Source organism: Alicyclobacillus mali NBRC 102425 (assembly GCF_001570745.1).
In the GTDB taxonomy this organism is placed as follows: Bacteria; Bacillota; Bacilli; order Alicyclobacillales; family Alicyclobacillaceae; genus Alicyclobacillus; species Alicyclobacillus mali.
In genome coordinates, this window is sequence record NZ_BCSG01000020.1 from 57933 (window position 1) to 74770 (window position 16838).

A 16838-nucleotide genomic window follows, 5' to 3' on the forward strand; every position below is an offset into this window, starting at 1 on the left:
CCTTCCTCCCAACCACCGGCGTGCCATTCGCAAATCTAGGGCAGCCAGCGCCCGATGTCAACCTCCGAGCGCGAAGGCCGCCACCTGATTTCCGGATGGCGCCTTCTGCCCCCGATAGAGGCGGATGGTCGATCCCGGTTCCACCTGCGTGCCCCCAGCCGGCGCCTGCGCGATGATCACGTCCCCCTGACCGAGCAACTGCACCCTGAGGTTCGCGGAGTTCTGCAGCGCCAGGTTCTGCGCCTCCTTCATCGTGAGGCCGACGAAGTTGGGGACCGTCACCGGCGGAGCCTCGGGATACCGGTACTTCTTTTTGAGCCCCTGCGTCTGCGGAGGCACACCGAGCTCGCGCAGCCCGTCATCGAGAATGTTGCCGACAATCGGCGCGGCAATGACGCCGCCAAATACGATTCCATGTTCCGGATGGGGGTTATCAATGGCCACGTAGCAGACGAGTGCCGGATCGTTCGCGGGCGCCATTCCGATAAAGGAGACGATGTAATGCCCGGATTCATAACGGCCGTTCTTTGCCACCTGCGCCGTGCCCGTCTTTCCGGCGATCCGATAGCCGTCGCGATAGGCCCTGCTACCGCTCCCATTTGCCACCACGCTCTCAAGCGCGGACCGCACCTCCGCGGCCACCTGAGGTGTGATGACCTGGCGTACGACCGTCGGCTTCGTCACCGAGACCACGCGGCCCGTATCTGGGTCGATGACTTCGGACACGAGATACGGTTTCATCAACTTGCCGCCGTTCGCCACCGCCCCGACGGCCATCACCTGCTGAATCGGCGTGACCGACACGCCCTGGCCGAACGCCGTCGTGGCCAACTCCAGCGGGCCGACTTGATTCAGCTTGAACAGGATTCCGTTTCCTTCGCCAGGGAGGTCGATTCCGGTCTTCTGCCCGAACCCAAACGCGCGGATGTATGAGAACAGCGCTTCCTTCCCGAGCCGCTCGCCGAGCGCAATGAACCCGGGGTTGCACGAGTTTTCCACGACGTTGAGGAACGACTCGGATCCGTGGCCACCGGCCTTCCAACAGCGAATGCGGTGCCCAGCAACCTCGTAGTAGCCGGGATCGTAGAATCGGTCGTTCAGATTCACCTTGTTCTCCTGCAGCGCTGCGGCCAGTGTCACAATCTTGAAGGTGGACCCAGGCTCAAACGTCTGCCAGATGGCCAGGTTGCGGTTGTAGGTCGCCGGATCGGCAGAGCGCCAGTCCGCAGGATTGAAGGTAGGGTAGTTCGCCATGGCCAGGATGGCACCTGTCTTTGGGCTTTCGACGATCGCGGTCACGGAATCCGGGTGGTACGCCGCCACCGCCTGCTCAATCTCGCGCTCGACAAACTGCTGGATTTGAAGATTGAGGGTGGTCTTGATGTCATCTCCGTCCGTCGGCTCGACAACCGACTGTCCCTCGCCCGGGATCAGTTCCCCGTTGGCCTTGGCGTAAAACGTGATGCCTCCCTTTTTGCCGCTCAGCACGCTGTTGTACTGCTTCTCAAGCCCCGTGAGTCCGACGTTATCGTAGCCGGTGATGCCGAGCACCTGAGCGGCGAGCGATCCATACGGGTACGCTCGTTTGCCATCCTCGGTGAGATAGACCCCGGGCAACTCGAGCTTTCGAATTGCGTTGGCCTGCGCCTCTGTCATCTGGCGACCACCTGGGCGGATGTACACCATCAGCTCCCGCTGAGAGATCTGGCGCAGCACGCTGTCAACGCTCATGTGCAGGATGGGCGCGAGCTTTGCGGCGGTGCCCGCCTTGTCCTTGATCTGGCTCGGCACTGCCACAATGGTGGGTGCACTCGCCGTATACGTCAGCGGCTGCCCATTGCTCGCCAGGATGCTCCCGCGGATGCCGGACAGGGGCACCGTTCGGTCCCACGACTGCTTGGCCAGGTTGGAGAGCCACGTGGCCTGCCAGCCCTGCACATAGGCGAGCCGGCCGATGAGCGCGCCGATGGCCGCAAACAGCCCGAAGAGAAGCATGACCAGCCGCCGCCTCATGAGTCCAGGAGTCACGCGCACAGACCTCGCCCCCAACGTCGCACAGCTTGTTCGCTGAGACTAGCCTATGCGCGCACTCGAGGAAATAGAAGGGCCGACGCATGGCGCGTCAGCCCTCAGGTGACAGCCGAATCTCCACGGTTTCTCCGGCCTTCACGCGCGAACCCGGCGGGATGGACTGGCCCACCACGTACCCAGACCCCGATGTGGAAACGTCGAGCCCCATCGCGGCAAGGAGGTTGGCCGCGTCTCGAAGTGTGAGACCGGTAAGATCGGGCATCGACAGGGCCGTCGCCTGATGGTTGGCGAGCAGCGCGTACAATTTCGAACCTCGCGGCACCTGCACACCAGGCGAAGGCCACTGCCGCTCGATCGCGCCGCTCGACCCGGTGAACATGCCTTGAAGGCCATTCTGCGCGAGCACCGCTCGCGCCTGCGATTGTGAGAGCCCGATGAGATTCGGCGTGTCCACATAAGTCACCTGGCCCTGGCCTGGTTCTGTCTGAAGGGACTTCACGGCGCCAGTCGGCGGAATGTGATAGTAATTCAGGCACTCCTGCATGATGGCCCGAGCAACAGGGATGGCCACCGTGCTCCCCCACGCTTCGTCGGGTGCCACCTGCGGATCGTATACCGTCACGTACACCACAACCTTGGGGTCCTGGGCAGGCACGAATCCGATAAACGACGTCTCAAACTTGTTTTGATAGTACGTGCCCGTGGCCGGATCCACAATTTGCGCCGTGCCCGTCTTCCCTGCCACCTCGTAGCCCTGAATCGCCGCGCCGGTATCGATGCCGTGCTTGGGATCCGAGACGTCGAGGACCATGGTGTCGCGCACCTGTTGGATGACGCTCTGCGGCAGAAATCCCTGGCGAATCACCGTCGGGCGATTCTCCTGAATCACCTTACCCGATGGCGAGATCACCTTGCTGATGATGTACGGCCGCAAGAGCCGGCCACCGTTCGCGATGGCGTCCATCGCCATGACCTGCTGCATCGGCGTCACGGCAATGCCTTGGCCGAATCCCGCCGTCGCGAGCTCGAGCTGCCCCCGCTGAGACGGTGGAAACAGAATGGAATTCGCCTCGTTTGGGAGATCAATCCCGGTCGGCTGCGTAAACCCAAATAGCTTCAGATACTTGTCGAGATTCGCCCATCCGAGCGCCATCGCGATTCGCGCAAATCCGACGTTCGACGATTCCTCGAGTGCCTGCTGATACGTCAGCACACCGAAACCGACGTAGTTCCAGTCGTGAATCGTGCGCCCGTCGATCGTGATCTGCCCGGACTGAAACGTGTCATACAAATTGATGGAGTGCGTCGCCAGCGCGGCAGCGAGCACAAACGGCTTGAAGGTCGATCCCGGCTCAAACGCGCTGGACACGGCCCAGTTGGAGGAAAGCGCCTCAAGGCTCGCCTTCCAATATTGGTTTGGGTCAAAATTGGGCCAGCTCGACATCGCGAGAATCGCCCCCGTCTGTGGGTCGGACACCACGATGGCCGCGTGCTGAGGGCGATACTTCTGTACGAGCGCATTCATCTGGTCTTCGACGTACCCCTGGATGGTGTCGTCGATGGTCAGCTGCACGTTGTCACCTGGTTTGGCGGCTTTCACCACCTTCACGCTGCCCGGAATGGGTACGCCGGTGGGATCCTGCTGATACGAAATGAGCCCGTTTTCTCCGGCCAAGTAAGAATTCATCTCGAGCTCAACGCCGCTTTCACCCACGCCCTTGACCACATATCCGATGGCGTTCGAGGCGAAATTGCCGTAGGGATACACACGCAACTCTGTCGGCGTGAATGTCACGCAGTTGGACCACGCCGTGTTGCGGTCGTCCGGCGCCCACGCGTGCGCGGCAAACGCCGCTTCGAGCTTGGATTTCACCAGGGCCTCCACGGGAGTTGGCAACTGAATCCAACTGACTTGTTTCGAGAGGAGCGCGGCGAGATCGGCCTCGTTGGTGTTGAGGACAGGTGCGAGTATCCGCGCGGCTTCATCTGCATACGGGCGCATGGGCGCAAGTTCTATATCGACGTAATACGCTGGCACGTCGTACGCAAGTCGATTGCCCTGCGCATCCAGGATGGACCCTCGTGGCGCCAGAAGAGGCTCGGTCACGTCCATCACTGTGGCCGCGTCGTGTTTCAGCGTTCCGCCGTACACGCGCTGCACGTCGTAAATACGCCAGACCACAGCGCCAAGCGTCGCCACCATGGCCAGCTGAAGAGCCCAGAGACGCCGTTTCGGGCGCTTCCAACTGGTCTGTCTTCCCGTTCGCCTGCCACCTCGATTCATGCCATCACTCGCCGTTTCCTTGCGTCGGAATCATGACCGGATTCTTGTACACCATGTGCAGCTTGTTGATGGCGACATTCAGGATGTGCGCCGGTTGTTCGAGCTCCGACACCTGCATCTGGAGATTGGCGTTCACCGCTTGCTGTGCCGCGATGGCCGACTGAAGCTTCGCGTGATAATCGTTCAACTCGTAGATCTCGGCCCCCTTGGCCGCAACCCACCACACCGCGGCGAAACTCACCATGCAGCACACGGCGAAGCTCACCCGGTTCCACAGGCGGCGGCGAGCAGCCCGGCGCTCCGCGTCGCGCACATCCCGTTCACGTCTCGGCGCCGTTTGCCCCCACGCCTCGCGACGCGGGCGAAGTTCCTGTTGCACGGCAGACATCTCACTCATCGCTCCCCATCATCCAGCTTTTCAAAAGCGCGCAGCTTGGCCGATCGCGCGCGCGGATTTCGTTCCAGCTCCTCACTCGAAGGCGTCACGGGCTTGCGCGACACCATGCGCCCCAAAGGCTTACGGCCACACCGACAGACCGGGAATTCCGGCGGACAAATGCACCCCTGGGCCCACGTCTGAAACAGGCGCTTCACCACGCGGTCCTCAAGAGAATGAAAGGTGATGATCGAAAGTCGACCACCGGGCTTCAAGGCGCGAAAAGCTGCCTCCACGCCGGACGCCAAAACCCCCAGCTCGTCGTTCACCGCGATGCGAATGGCCTGAAACGTGCGACGCGCGGGGTGCGGGCCAGCGCGTCTGGCGGCAGCCGGAATGGCACCCTTGACGATTTCTGCGAGTTCCGTCGTCGTCTCGATAGGTTTCTTCGATCTCGCCCTCGCAATGGCGCGCGCAATCGACAGCGAAAACCTCTCCTCGCCGTACTCCCGGAGGATTCTCGCGAGTTCCCGCTCGTCCCACGTGTTGACGATCTCGCGCGCGGTGAGCGGCCGATGCCTGTCCATGCGCATGTCGAGCGGGCCCTCATGCCAGTAACTGAATCCCCGCTCCGGGAGGTCAAACTGAGGCGAGGACACGCCGAGATCGAACAGGACGCCGTCCACCGCCGTGACGCCAAGCGCCCGCAGGCGTTGCTCCATCTCGGCGAAATTCGCCTTGACCAGCGTGAGGCGGTCCGGATACTCCTGCTTCAGATGTGCGGCGTGCGCGATGGCGGCTTCGTCCTGATCGAACGCAATCACCACGCCGTCAGGCGCGGACCGCTCGAGCAGGCGCGCCGTGTGCCCTGCCCCCCCAAGCGTCGCGTCCACATAGACGCCGCCTGGGCGAGGGGCCAACGCATCGACGGCCTCTTCCAACAGGACGGTCTCGTGCGCAAAGTTCAACTCTCATCCCCCGCGATTTAGAACGAAAAGTCGACGAGGTTTTCCGCAATCTCCGCAAACGATCGCTCCGCGTCGCTCGAATAGTGTTCCCAGACACTCGTGTTCCAAATTTCGACCCGATTCGACACCCCGATCAGCGTGCACTCCTTTTCAAGCCTGGCGTACTCGCGCAGCTTGGGAGGCAGGAGAATGCGGCCCTGCTTGTCGACCTCGCACTCGGACGCACCCGAAAAGAAGAAGCGCACGAATGCTCGCGCGTCCGATCGCGTCATGGGAAGAGCCTTCAGCTTTTGCTCGAGCGCGCGCCACTCATCCAGGGGGTATGCGAACAGGCACTGGTCCAGGCCGCGGGTCACGATGAACGAATCCCCCAGCCCATCCCGAAACTTCGCCGGGATGGTCAGCCGCCCTTTGCTGTCGAGGGAATGTTCGTACTCGCCCATGAACAACGGCCTTCACCACCCGCTCGCGCATGTCCCCCACTTTGCCCCACTTTCCACCACGATCATACCACTTCGCGCTCCATTGCGGATCTCCTGCTAGGTGTTCGGATTTTTTTACACAAAGAGGCGACCGCGCACGCGGCGCGATCGCCTCAAGCCTCACTCGAGTTCAGTTGTCTATCACGACGTCAAGAACCGGTCCCATTTGCGAGATAGAACTCCACGTTGGCAGCTCGGCGAACGCCTGCGTCCCGACCTCGCTCCAGAAGTTGAGCGGGCAAAGGCGCCGCTCCTGAGGATGTCCGTCCGGAAACAAACATCGCTCAATCTGACGGAGCTGCCGGAGTTCGCCCTCACGGCGCCGCTTCCACGCGCGCACCACGCGTCGCTCCAAGTCCCGCCATGCGCGCTCCTCCACCTGCACATGTCGTTCGAGGATGGCAGGGACCTCCGGGCCGAGCTCAGTGTAGGAAGCCTGAAGGCTGGCGAGCTTCGCGCGCACGCTTTCCAGCCAGCCGTCGACCTCGCGCCGCAGCGGCTCCGAGACATCGGCGCGCATGCGGCTTGCCACGAGATCAAGGGGGTCGCGCAGTTCGTCAAGCGACAGATGGTGCTTTCGCATGAGGCGTGCCACGCTGGGCGGCACCAAGCGCATGCGCTGTCGCAGGATGAGCGGCGGCAAGCGTCGTCCGTGCGCGTGAAAGACGCCGCGCGAAAGCGGATAGTATGCGATCTCGCTCGGCCCCCCTACGTACGCCAAAGTCGGGAGCACCGCATCCTGCACCACGGGCCGCAAAAGGACATTGGCAGAAAACCCCGTGGGGTCGAGATCGCCTCGCTCAAGCCATTCGGACAGTGCGCCAGCTTCGCCGTGACCGCGGGCGACGAAACCCGCCGCGCTCTCTTCCAACACAAACCGCTTGCCATCCATCACGGCAAACACGGTGGAATGGCGCGGGTCGCGAACCACCTCCGGCACAAAGCCCGCCCGTTCGACCTCGGCGTACGCGTCGTCCAACCGCCGCTGCACGTCGCGCACTGCCTCTAGCCCCTGACGGAACACGGGCCACGCCAGGCGGCGTACGGCAGGCAGACAGGGATCGAAGAACACGAGGCCGTGTTCGGCGAACACTTTCGCCATGATCCGCGCGAACCAGGTGGCGAGAGAATCGCCCTCCCTCCACGCCGACCAGATGGCGTGAAGCGCCTCGAGCTTGTGGCTCGTTTCCGCCAACCGCTCATCGGCCTGGTTCAGAACACTTTTCACATCACGCACCTCGAGCGCCTCGCAGTAGACCATCTGATGCGGCTCAAAGCGGTGAGGAAGCTGAATGCGTCCCACTTCCCCGAGCCGGTCCACTACATGCGCGTGGTTGACCTCCTCGGCGTCGTGGTCCTCGGACGCAATCCAAAAGACCGGCACGACTGGGCGCTCCAGCTGTCGCTCAAGTTCGCGCGCCACACCGATGGCGGTGAGCGCCTTGGCGAGGCTGTAGATAGGCCCTGTGAACAGTCCCGCTTGCTGTCCCGTGACGACGGCCAACGCGCCGGGTTCCGCCAAGCGCTCCAGCGCTCGGTTCTGAGCTGCGGATGCGCCGATCTCGCCGTGAAACACGCGCAGCGCTTGCACGAGCGAAGTGCGTGTCGCCGGCGCATAACTCCGCAGGACTGCCTCGGCGCGCGCCCGGTACGTCGCGATGTCGCGCGGATCTTGATCGTCGTAGAGATGATGGACGCGATCGAAGGAGAACAAATGGGCGTCGGCTAGTGGATTTCCGGTCGGCGCCTCGTATACCGTACACTTCAAGGAGAACTCGCCCCTTTGCTCCACCCAAAATGGCCACACTCATCATAACAACCGGGGCTAGGGATGTAAAACCGTAAGGAGTTGAGGAAACCTCATGGCGCAGGGAGCGTTTTCGGATCGAGTCGCCATCGTGACGGGCGCCTCGGGCGGCATTGGACGGGCCGTTGCGCTGGAACTGGCGGGCCAGGGCGCGAGGGTGGTATGCGGGTACTACACGGGGCGGGATGAGGCGGAGCGAACCGTCGCCGAATGCGAGCGGCTTGGTGCCGAAGCGCTCGCCGTGCAGGCGGATCTGTCAAAAGAAGAAGAGGCCAGACGCCTCGTCATGGAGGCCACGCAGTTCGGAACGCCGACGCTTGTCGTGCACGCTGCGGGCGGTGACGCGCGGGCGCTCGCGCACGAGATGCCGACGGATGCTTGGCGCCACGTCATCGACGAGCATCTGTCCTCGGCGTTCTATTTAACCAAAGCTGCGTTTCCACACCTACGGCGATCTCGCCAGGCCGCCTGCGTCTTGATCTCATCCGTCTACGGTCTGCACGGCGCCGCGATGGAAGGCGCGTATGCCGCGGCCAAAGGGGGGATCATCGCCTGGATGAAGTCACTGGCACGCGAGTGGGCTTCCATTCCCGTGCGCATGAACGCCATCGCGCCAGGCCCGATTGAGACGAAGATGTTGAGGCACCTGGCCCCCGACGAGCGCGAATCACTCGAGCGAGAAATTCCGCTCGGGCGCATGGGCCGTGCCGAGGAAGTGGCGGCGGCCGTGTCCTTTCTCTTGAGTCCAAGGGCTTCGTACATCACCGGCCAGGTTCTCGCGGTGGATGGGGGCTGGATGAGCTAATCTCAGCTTTTTTTCTGAATCGGCTCGAGCTGCACGCCGAATCTGCGCACGTGAATCTGCACGTCCACCTGGATCTTTGCAGTTTTGAGTTTCTCCTCCCACGGAAACGCGGCGAACTGCTGATAGGTCATGAACTGGCTTCGGATGGCCTTCGAGACCGGAATGACATCCGCTTGGTCATGAACAAGAAGCCGGTTCAACAAGCGCTCCATGCGCTCCGACACCTGCTTATCGAGCTCCGCTTCGAGCTTCTGGCGGGCTGCGGGATCGGCGTAGTTGCGTGCCGACGAGATGTTGATCACGTCCGCGTCCACCGGCACGTGCGCCGTGATCGCCAGCGGGTTGGACAGCTTGACCTGATACTCGGCTGGCCGCTCCTTGTGAAGTTCAAGGCCAATGTCCCGGTCCGGAGCCTCGGGATCTTGCAGGGTGAGCGTGGCGTGGTGTACGCCGCCCTGCAGGAGTCGCAGGTAGAGGCAGTCCTTCCCGGTCACCTCGTCGACCATCCTATCCTCCCGGAAGATGGCAGCGCCCATCCAGTCGACGGGGTTGCCGCCTTTCCGGCGGACGTCTCCAGCGCGATACGACAGTCCAGGCGAATCCGGCATCTCGCCCTTTTCGGCGTTCTGGTTCACCGCAAACATCGGCGCCATGGCGTCCTCGTGCGGATTTTCCATGCCATCGATGAGGTACTGAATTGGGCACACGGGTGCAATCCCCGTCCGCTGCGACACGAGAGCTACGCCGTCGGCGATGCGCGTGAGGGCGGAGTCAAGCATCGGTTGGAAAGCCTTTATCGATTCGCTGGCCTTGCCCTTGGACACGGAGACGGGCACTGTCCTGCGGAATTCTCGATAGCGCGTGAGAGCCTCGATATACGGCTCCACGCCCTCTTTCGCTAGGTCTTCGCCGAACACGATGAGCGACAGGTGGGAGAACGTAATGGATCGCTCCACGGATCCGTTGGCGATCATCATCGCTTCCGGGATGCTGCGCGCCCGCACCGTGATTGGCTCCTTGCCGGCCAGAGGCTGTTCTCCAGAGTGCGAACTCGCCCCGGTAGGGTTGACCGGCTGAGCAATCCGAAACGTGCAATCGATCAGGCCACCAGGCGCCTTGTCGACACCGAGCACGCTGACGAACGCCTGCTGCTCCAGTTCCTGGCGATCATAGCAGCCTGTCGTGGCCAACGGCGCGAAGATGGCCAATCCCAGCGTCAGCCATCGGGACGCGGCGCACGACCACCGGAGCTTCATCCGCATTCCTCTCACCATCCTCGCTCGTAGGATGGCTCGTGGCCTTGCATTCCATGCGCGGCCACCTGGCCTGCACCCCGCTGCGATCCGTTCCCGACTGCCGCTTCATGCACGGCCGAATCGTCGAAACTGGTGCATGAGAAAAAGGAGCAAGCCTACTCAGCCTGCTCCATGCGCTCTCCTGACGTAATGCGTTCCAAATTGCCATATTCGTCGATACGATACATGAACCCCTCGGCGAATTTTGGACCAATTAAGTCGTCATCCAGAACAGCCGCCTTGCGCGCGCGCTCCATAATCTCGACGAGCGCCCGGTAATCCCGCGCCACAGCTTCGTGGGTGGACTTCAGGTCGCGCAGTTCCTCGCACACCTGCTTGTACTGGGCTTCGAGCGACTCGTATTTCGCGCGCATCTCGCTCAACTGTCGCTCGGCGCTGCGCCAGCGCGAAGCCCATTCCTGCGCGGTGTTCTTCTCCTGGCGCAGGAACCGGAGCACCTGCGCCCACGTCATCAGCGTCGCGGTCGGGTGATCCGCGTCTCCTCCCTCGAGCTGCGCCTGCACGCGCTGCGACTTGTTCTTCTTGCGCTCTTCCTTCGCCAGTTCAATGCGATAGCGCTGTTGTTTCCGAACACACGCATTCCACCGGAAACCACAGGCGGCTGCCGTACGACCTAAGCGCCTCGCCGCTTCGTTGAACCCAGCCAACTGGGTGCTACCTTGTTTGATGTGTTTCAGGACGATCTCCGCTAGAATCTCGTCGTCCTCCGTCGTCCACGCGTCTTGGCGCATCGCCCTGTCTTTCTGTCTCGTCTCGCTCATCGCGTTTCACCGGCCTTTCAAAACGATGGTCGTCAGTCGGAATTATTCCGACGCTACCATTTGTTATTCCCACCGGCGAGGAGACTTAAACAGAGGCTGGGCAAAAGGGGCGCTACGGCTCGGCGCGATCGGCCGAACGAATCCTGCGCCATCCGCGGCGCCGGTAGATATACGGCGATTTTGCGCCCACGTATTCGATCACGACCCGCGGCGGTCGGTCAAAGAGCGGCTTTCGGCGGATGGCCCGCCAGGCCAACCTGCCGAGGTACAAGGCGCGCGTGAGGCGCGAAGCGTTCCACAAGGCATAGGCGGTCGACGCCACTCGGAACAGCCGAAATGCCAGCCGAAGCCATCGCATCGCAAGCCCTCCAAGTATCACGACTTACAGATAGGTTGCGCTCGCACCGAAAACCTCATCCGCCGTCACGAGCTTCTCTTCGCGAGACGTCACCGCATCCGCAATGAGATGCTCCACGTCCATGCGGGCTTCCGCCCGCTCCAAATCGTGCAGCTTCGGATTCGTCTTGGGATGCTTCGGCGCAAACAGCGAGCAGCAGTCATCAAACGGGAGAATCGAAATGTCGTACGTGCCCATCCGCTTGGCGAGTTCGATAATCTCGAGCTTGTCCTCCGCGATGAGCGGCCGCAGGATGGTATGATCCGTGGCGCGATCGACGGCGTTCAAGGCCGCAAGCGTTTGGCTCGCAACCTGGCCCAGACTGTCGCCCGTCACGAGCGCGCCTGCACCCACTTCTTCCGCGATCTTTGCTGCTGCGCGAACCATCATCCGGCGGAGCAGGATGGTCTTGAGTCCCTCGGGCGCAGCGCGCTGGATTTCAGCCTGAATGGCCGTGACCGAGACCAGATGCAACTTCATGGGCCCGCCCCACTTCGTGAGGACGGCTGCGAGATCTTCCACCTTTTGCTGCGCTCGCTCGCTGGTGAACGGAAAGCTGTGAAAGTGAACGAGTTCAAGTTCCAAGCCGCGCTTCATCGCCTTCCAAGCGGCCACCGGGCTGTCGATACCACCGGAGAGCAGCACGAGGCCCTTCCCGCTCATTCCGACCGGGAAGCCGCCGAGCCCAGGCACGCGGCTCGGATACACGTACGCGGCAGACTTGCGCACGTCAACCTCAATCACCACCTCTGGACGGTGGACGTCCACGCGAATGTGCGGCAATGCGCGCAGCACGGCCGCTCCGACAGCTTTCTGCAGCGCCGGGCTGTCGAGCGGAAACCCCTTGAACCCCCGCCGAGCCTCGACCTTGAACGTGGACTTGTCCATAAGTTCCCGCTTGCCCACCTCGACGGCTGTCTGTTGGATGGCAGCCAGATCGAGCGGCGCGACTGCGACGGGCGAGATGGAAGAGATGCCGAACACCTGCTGCAGCTTTTGCAACGTCGCATCGACGGGAGCTCCGTTCAATTGAACCACGATGCGCTGCTGGCTGCGCGCAACCTTTACCTCCGGCCAAGCGGACAGCGCGCGCCGCACGTTGCGCTCCAAAAGCTGTTCCATCTCGGCGCGGTTGGCGCCTTTTGTCGTCAGTTCGCCATATCGGATCAAAAGATGATCGTATAACAAGTTCAGATCCTCCTACCGAATGCCTAGCGCTTGTTTCAGCCACGTCGTCCGCTCACGCACGATCTCCAGCGCGCTCTCGATTTCCGACGTTCGAGTGCCAGGATGCCATGAGAACCGAATCGCCGCAAGTGCCAATTCAGGTTTCACGCCCATGGCGGTCAACACGTGACTCGGCTCCCGGCCGTGTTTCCCACTCGAACACGCGCTTCCAGCCGAGACATACAACCCCTTTTCCTCAAACGCGTGCACCAAGATCTCTCCGCGCGCGCCGGGCAAGGCTGCGCAGAGGATATAGGGCGAGTGATGACGAGGGCTCATGATCACATAACCCAGTTGCTCGAGCCCGCGCGCAAGGCGCTCTCTCTTCTGCTCCGCGTCCGCGTCGCTCTCCATGTCGCGGATTGCATGAGCTGCCGCTTCGCCGAACGACAGCGCCCCGAGAACGTTTTCCGTGCCGGATCGCAACCCGAATTCCTGACCGCCCCCGACGACATGCGGCTTGAGGCGAAGACTTGCATGGACATAAAGCGCACCGGTTCCCTTCAAGGCTCCCAGTTTGTGCCCCGAAGCGGCATAAAGGTGGATCCGTGCGCCGCTGATGGAGACCGGGATTTTTCCGAGCGCCTGTGTCCCATCGACGTGCAACACCGCCTTGGGATACGCTCGCAGCCCGTCCGCCACCTGCTCCACGGGTAGAACTGCTCCGGTCTCGTTGTTGACATGCATGATGGAGACCAAAATCGTGTCGTCGCGCACGTGGCGCAGCACCTCTTCCGCCGAGACATCGCCGCGTCGATCTGGGTGCACATACGAGACCTCAAAACCCTCTCGCTCGAGATCCGCCATCGCCTCACGGACCGCGGGATGCTCGATGGCCGTGGTCACGATGTGACGGCCGCGTTGGGTATAGGCCCGAGCGACGCCGTAGATGGCGAGGTTGTTGGCCTCCGTGCCCCCGCCCGTGAAGACAAGGCGGCCGTCTCGCGCGCCGAGGCTGTGCATGAGTTGCTCCCTCGCGTGCCGCAGGGCGCGTTCAGCGCGCATGCCCATCCGGTGGAGCGAGGACGGATTCCCGTACAACTCCAACCACTCGGACACCCGTGCCCGCACCTCGGGGCGCACCGGCGCGGTCGCTGCGTAGTCGAAATACAGCTCGTCCATCACCTCAATCCCTCCTAAAGCCAGACGGCCGAGGCACCGACGCGCCTCGGCCGTGAGCGGATTCTGTGTCAGCGGTAGATGACCTCGTCGATCAACCCGTACGCCTTCGCTTCCTCCGCCGACATGAAGTTGTCGCGATCCGTATCCTGCGCGACTCGCTCCAGCGGTTGCCCTGTCCGTTCCGCCAAGATGTGGTTGAGGCGTTCCCGCGTCTTCAGGATATGCCGGGCGTGGATCTCGATATCCGAAGCCTGGCCCCTTGCGCCCCCGAGCGGCTGATGGATCATCACCTCGGAGTTCGGCAGCGCGTAGCGCTTGCCCTTCGCGCCAGCCGCCAGCAGAACCGCTGCCATGCTCGCTGCCATGCCAACGCACATCGTGCTCACATCGGGCTTGATGTGCTGCATGGTATCATATATGGCGAGGCCTGCCGACACCGATCCTCCCGGACTGTTGATATACATCTGAATGTCCTTTTCCGGATCATCCGCGGCGAGGAACAGAAGCTGCGCCACTACCGCGTTCGCCACGTCATCGTCGATGGGTGTCCCCAGGAAGATGATCCGGTCCTTCAGCAGACGCGAGTAAATGTCGTAGCTGCGCTCCCCTCTCGACGTCTGCTCGATCACGTACGGGATGAGACTCATGCGCTCAAGCCTCCTTTTCGTCTACGGTACTACAATAACCATTATGACACGACCTTGCCATTTCATCAAGGTTAGTCAAAGTCAACAGGTTTTCCAGCACAGGAGGTTGCTCTCGGCATGCCGGCCCGCCTCACGCGGGATACTGTGGATATTCACGCGAGAGGAGGATGGTCATGCAGCGCAACATTCACCCTGCGGATCGCTATCTGCGCCTGGCTGCTGGCGTCGCGAGTTTGTCGTCCGCCGTCTACGGCCGCCGACAATCTGCTTTCACCCGAGCCCTGCTCGCAGGGTTTGGCGCGATGAAAATTGCGGAAGCGATCTCAGGCTACTGTCCCATCAAGGCTTCGGTGGAACGGATGCCGAAATCCGGCGAACAGGCGGCGAGGGCAAGCCAATCGTGGATGCGACAAGCATCGGCGATCGCGCAGAAGGGCGTCGAGCGCCTGGTTGATCAAGCGCAAGGCACGGTGCAGCAGGCGGCCGATCGCGTCAAAACATCGGACACCCCCATTCCGGACGAAGTGGCGGAGTTCCTTGTGGAAGGCAGCAAACGCGAGCCAAGCGACGAGGACAACGCCTGACACGCAAGAAGACAGCCACCGCGCGGGATGGCTGTCTTCTTCGATGTGCACACGAGCGACGCGCATCATTCCGCGCGCGCCCGCTGCAACACATCCTGTTGAGGAAGGAAGCGAACGCCGTATTTCCCATTGCGCAGACGATACACCTCGACCTGGGTCGGACGGGCGGATCGCCGAATCCGCTCGTCGGCTTCGACCCACATGACGGCACAATACGCCTCGAATTTGGTATCATATACGCCCGCGAAGTACACCCAATCGCCCATGCGCCTTCCCTCCCTCTGCACGTAGTATGAGGCTCGGCCGGGCTGCGGACGCAGGGAATCGATGTGACGCATGGGAAAATGGCGTTCGCCTCATTTTCTTTCCGCGGGGCATTTGCTACAATATTTGCACCACTTCGGTGGGGGCGAAGCGCCGGTCGGTGCACGACCTGTGGAACGCATTTGTATTCGAGCTTGTCCGTCAGAACGAGCGCGGTCGCGTGAAACCAGGCGTATGATCCGTCAGGAGGAAACTCCGGCAAAGGAGTGAACGCGCGATGATGACGAAGGATGACATCCTGTTGCTCAAGACCAAGCTGCTCCCTCCCGGAGCAGAGGCCGTCATCGACTTCCTCGCTGCTCGCCACGGCCAACTGGAGTCGACGAACATCGTGCTGGAGAACGTGCCGCTGCTCATCATCGGGCGTCACGGCATGATTGCCCGCCTGCCGCTGAACGGCCGCATTAAGAAGGTGAGCCAAGCGGAGGAAATCCTGCCTGCTCTCCAGACGTATTTTAACAATGCTTCTTCGACAGACAAGTTGTTTGTCTTCATCAATCTACCGGAACTTCCGATTCCGCCGGAAGTGCAGCAAGTTCTGTCCGAGGTTGAGGCGCGAGCCATGCGGCGCGAGGAAATTCGGATGAAGATCGACCGCGCACTTGACGAGCGGAATCGAGAAGCCTTCGACCGCGCGGTGAAAGAACTGGAAGAGCTGATGCGAGAGGAAGACTCTGCCGTTGGTCCGGCGACGAGTGCCACGTAGGCGTATAGACATGCTTCTGCCCGGTAACGCTGCGGATGTGAGGTGATGAGATGGATCGAGGAGCGCTCTGGGATAAAGCGTCTGAACTCGCCCGTCTCATCGCCGATTCCGAGCAGGCGCAGCGGTACCGCGACGCGAAAGTCCAACTGGACGGCTCGCCGCAAGCTCAGTCCATGCTCCGCCGATTCCGCGAACTCCAGGAGGCGGTCACCGAATTTCAAGCGCGGCGGGTGCCACCCATGCATTATCGACACGTCATCGAGGAGGCGGATCGCCTGCTGGCGGAGATGCGGGGAGTCCCCGAGATTGCCTCATATGAACAGGCGGAGCGGGAACTTAACGACCTCCTCGATGAGGTCTCGAGCCGACTGCAGCGAGCGCTGTCGTTGCCGCCGGATGGGTGAGCGCCGCCAGACGCGTTGACACCGTGGACACATGGTGTTATGTTGATGCAAGCATGGCGCAGGCCAAATCTGGATTGCGGATGGGAATGAGATCGAAATGGCTCATGACGAGTTTGTCGATCACGAGGACGAGGTCATCGTCCTGGAGGACGAAAACGGCGAAGAGCATCAGTTTGTACTGGGCGAGGTCTTGACGGTCGACAACAAGGACTACGCGGTGCTGTTGCCGCTCGACGACTCCATGGACGAAGGCGTCATTTTCCGGATCGACGGAGAAGATGGCGAGCAAATGGTGCTGTCCGAGATTGAGGATGACGAAGAATGGCAGCGCGTCGTCGATGCGTACAATGATGAACTGTTCGACGACAGCGAAGAAGACGAGGAAATTTGACGGCGAGGTTGACGGGCCGTTTCGCGGTGTGAAACATCGCGAAACGGCCTTTTTCATGTTGCTCGCCCCCATATCGCGGCGCTCTCGGGTTGTGCAGTCCCCACGGAATGAGGGGCATAAATCGCCGCGAATTTCGAATATATAGGCATTGACACCGGTTGGAGATTGTCTTTTCGCGCTATTTATTCTATCATGGAATCGAACCA

At 61.7% G+C, this 16838-nt stretch carries 18 protein-coding genes; 5 read left to right on the forward strand and 13 right to left on the reverse strand.

Annotated features, from left to right (window positions below; genetic code table 11):
- Nucleotides 1-57 precede the first annotated feature (57 nt).
- The 6 genes from AMA01_RS08385 to bshC all read right to left on the reverse strand — a co-directional run bounded on the left by AMA01_RS08385 (nt 58) and on the right by bshC (nt 7909).
- Nucleotides 58-2034, reverse strand: a complete 1977-nt coding sequence (locus tag AMA01_RS08385; RefSeq protein WP_446698018.1) for a stage V sporulation protein D — start codon at nt 2032-2034, stop codon at nt 58-60.
- A gap of 88 nt (nt 2035-2122) precedes the next feature.
- Nucleotides 2123-4315: a penicillin-binding transpeptidase domain-containing protein gene (locus AMA01_RS08390; RefSeq protein WP_067849925.1), complete on the reverse strand. Its 2193-nt coding sequence runs from the start codon at nt 4313-4315 to the stop codon at nt 2123-2125.
- Nucleotides 4316-4319: 4 nt separating this feature from the next.
- Nucleotides 4320-4712 (reverse strand): septum formation initiator family protein, encoded by a 393-nt coding sequence (locus AMA01_RS08395; RefSeq protein WP_231862882.1) that lies wholly within the window; start codon nt 4710-4712, stop codon nt 4320-4322.
- Nucleotides 4709-5659, reverse strand: coding sequence for a 16S rRNA (cytosine(1402)-N(4))-methyltransferase RsmH (rsmH, locus tag AMA01_RS08400; protein WP_067849927.1), 951 nt, complete (start codon nt 5657-5659; stop codon nt 4709-4711). The genes AMA01_RS08395 and rsmH overlap by 4 nt, the downstream gene beginning before the upstream one ends.
- A 17-nt stretch (nt 5660-5676) precedes the next feature.
- Nucleotides 5677-6108 carry a division/cell wall cluster transcriptional repressor MraZ gene (mraZ, locus tag AMA01_RS08405; RefSeq protein ID WP_067849929.1) on the reverse strand — a complete coding sequence of 144 codons (432 nt, stop codon included), beginning with the start codon at nt 6106-6108 and terminating at the stop codon, nt 5677-5679.
- 163 nt (nt 6109-6271) lie between these two features.
- Entirely contained in the window at nt 6272-7909 is a 1638-nt protein-coding gene (gene bshC, locus AMA01_RS08410) for a bacillithiol biosynthesis cysteine-adding enzyme BshC (protein WP_067850001.1), read from the reverse strand.
- 94 nt (nt 7910-8003) lie between these two features.
- On the opposite strand from bshC, the gene ymfI reads away from it, so the two are divergent.
- Complete coding sequence (ymfI, locus tag AMA01_RS08415) at nt 8004-8753, forward strand: elongation factor P 5-aminopentanone reductase (RefSeq protein WP_067849931.1); 750 nt, start codon at nt 8004-8006, stop codon at nt 8751-8753.
- 2 nt (nt 8754-8755) lie between these two features.
- On the opposite strand, the gene AMA01_RS08420 is transcribed toward ymfI, so the two are convergent.
- From AMA01_RS08420 to clpP, 6 genes are all read right to left on the reverse strand, one after another.
- Nucleotides 8756-10009: a Ger(x)C family spore germination protein gene (locus AMA01_RS08420; RefSeq protein WP_230087946.1), complete on the reverse strand. Its 1254-nt coding sequence runs from the start codon at nt 10007-10009 to the stop codon at nt 8756-8758.
- A 155-nt stretch (nt 10010-10164) separates the two neighbouring features.
- The gene (locus AMA01_RS08425; protein WP_067849935.1) at nt 10165-10800 is read right to left on the reverse strand and encodes an RsfA family transcriptional regulator; all 636 of its coding nucleotides are present in this window, start codon (nt 10798-10800) and stop codon (nt 10165-10167) included.
- A 142-nt stretch (nt 10801-10942) separates the two neighbouring features.
- Entirely contained in the window at nt 10943-11188 is a 246-nt protein-coding gene (locus tag AMA01_RS08430) for a hypothetical protein (RefSeq protein ID WP_012810632.1), read from the reverse strand.
- A gap of 24 nt (nt 11189-11212) precedes the next feature.
- The gene (gene thiI, locus AMA01_RS08435; protein ID WP_067849937.1) at nt 11213-12415 is read right to left on the reverse strand and encodes a tRNA uracil 4-sulfurtransferase ThiI; all 1203 of its coding nucleotides are present in this window, start codon (nt 12413-12415) and stop codon (nt 11213-11215) included.
- A 12-nt stretch (nt 12416-12427) separates the two neighbouring features.
- Nucleotides 12428-13576: a cysteine desulfurase family protein gene (locus tag AMA01_RS08440; protein ID WP_230087959.1), complete on the reverse strand. Its 1149-nt coding sequence runs from the start codon at nt 13574-13576 to the stop codon at nt 12428-12430.
- A 68-nt stretch (nt 13577-13644) separates the two neighbouring features.
- Nucleotides 13645-14223 carry an ATP-dependent Clp endopeptidase proteolytic subunit ClpP gene (gene clpP, locus AMA01_RS08445; RefSeq protein WP_067849941.1) on the reverse strand — a complete coding sequence of 193 codons (579 nt, stop codon included), beginning with the start codon at nt 14221-14223 and terminating at the stop codon, nt 13645-13647.
- 173 nt (nt 14224-14396) lie between these two features.
- On the opposite strand from clpP, the gene AMA01_RS08450 reads away from it, so the two are divergent.
- Entirely contained in the window at nt 14397-14807 is a 411-nt protein-coding gene (locus AMA01_RS08450) for a YgaP family membrane protein (protein ID WP_082744083.1), read from the forward strand.
- Nucleotides 14808-14872: 65 nt separating this feature from the next.
- Here the strand turns inward: AMA01_RS08450 and AMA01_RS08455 are convergent, their stop codons facing one another.
- Nucleotides 14873-15073: a hypothetical protein gene (locus tag AMA01_RS08455; RefSeq protein ID WP_067849945.1), complete on the reverse strand. Its 201-nt coding sequence runs from the start codon at nt 15071-15073 to the stop codon at nt 14873-14875.
- 275 nt (nt 15074-15348) lie between these two features.
- Here AMA01_RS08455 and AMA01_RS08460 point away from each other — a divergent pair, with 275 nt between their 5' ends.
- The 3 genes from AMA01_RS08460 to AMA01_RS08470 all read left to right on the forward strand — a co-directional run bounded on the left by AMA01_RS08460 (nt 15349) and on the right by AMA01_RS08470 (nt 16632).
- Nucleotides 15349-15837: an IDEAL domain-containing protein gene (locus AMA01_RS08460; protein WP_067849946.1), complete on the forward strand. Its 489-nt coding sequence runs from the start codon at nt 15349-15351 to the stop codon at nt 15835-15837.
- Between the two features lie 50 nt (nt 15838-15887).
- A complete protein-coding gene (locus AMA01_RS08465; protein ID WP_067849949.1) occupies nt 15888-16241 on the forward strand; it encodes a YlbF family regulator in 354 nt (117 codons plus the stop codon).
- Nucleotides 16242-16338: 97 nt separating this feature from the next.
- Nucleotides 16339-16632 (forward strand): DUF1292 domain-containing protein, encoded by a 294-nt coding sequence (locus tag AMA01_RS08470; RefSeq protein ID WP_067849951.1) that lies wholly within the window; start codon nt 16339-16341, stop codon nt 16630-16632.
- Nucleotides 16633-16838 lie beyond the last annotated feature (206 nt).

Coding starts and splice junctions, on each gene's coding strand:
- AMA01_RS08390 (WP_067849925.1), bottom strand. CDS start 4,315: ATGAATCGAGGTGGCAGGCGAACGGGAAGACAGACCAGTTGGAAGCGC.
- AMA01_RS08395 (WP_231862882.1), bottom strand. CDS start 4,712: ATGAGTGAGATGTCTGCCGTGCAACAGGAACTTCGCCCGCGTCGCGAG.
- ymfI (WP_067849931.1), top strand. CDS start 8,004: ATGGCGCAGGGAGCGTTTTCGGATCGAGTCGCCATCGTGACGGGCGCC.
- AMA01_RS08420 (WP_230087946.1), bottom strand. CDS start 10,009: ATGAAGCTCCGGTGGTCGTGCGCCGCGTCCCGATGGCTGACGCTGGGA.
- AMA01_RS08425 (WP_067849935.1), bottom strand. CDS start 10,800: ATGCGCCAAGACGCGTGGACGACGGAGGACGACGAGATTCTAGCGGAG.
- AMA01_RS08430 (WP_012810632.1), bottom strand. CDS start 11,188: ATGCGATGGCTTCGGCTGGCATTTCGGCTGTTCCGAGTGGCGTCGACC.
- AMA01_RS08440 (WP_230087959.1), bottom strand. CDS start 13,576: ATGGACGAGCTGTATTTCGACTACGCAGCGACCGCGCCGGTGCGCCCC.
- clpP (WP_067849941.1), bottom strand. CDS start 14,223: ATGAGTCTCATCCCGTACGTGATCGAGCAGACGTCGAGAGGGGAGCGC.
- AMA01_RS08450 (WP_082744083.1), top strand. CDS start 14,397: ATGCAGCGCAACATTCACCCTGCGGATCGCTATCTGCGCCTGGCTGCT.
- AMA01_RS08455 (WP_067849945.1), bottom strand. CDS start 15,073: ATGGGCGATTGGGTGTACTTCGCGGGCGTATATGATACCAAATTCGAG.
- AMA01_RS08460 (WP_067849946.1), top strand. CDS start 15,349: ATGATGACGAAGGATGACATCCTGTTGCTCAAGACCAAGCTGCTCCCT.
- AMA01_RS08465 (WP_067849949.1), top strand. CDS start 15,888: ATGGATCGAGGAGCGCTCTGGGATAAAGCGTCTGAACTCGCCCGTCTC.
- AMA01_RS08470 (WP_067849951.1), top strand. CDS start 16,339: ATGGCTCATGACGAGTTTGTCGATCACGAGGACGAGGTCATCGTCCTG.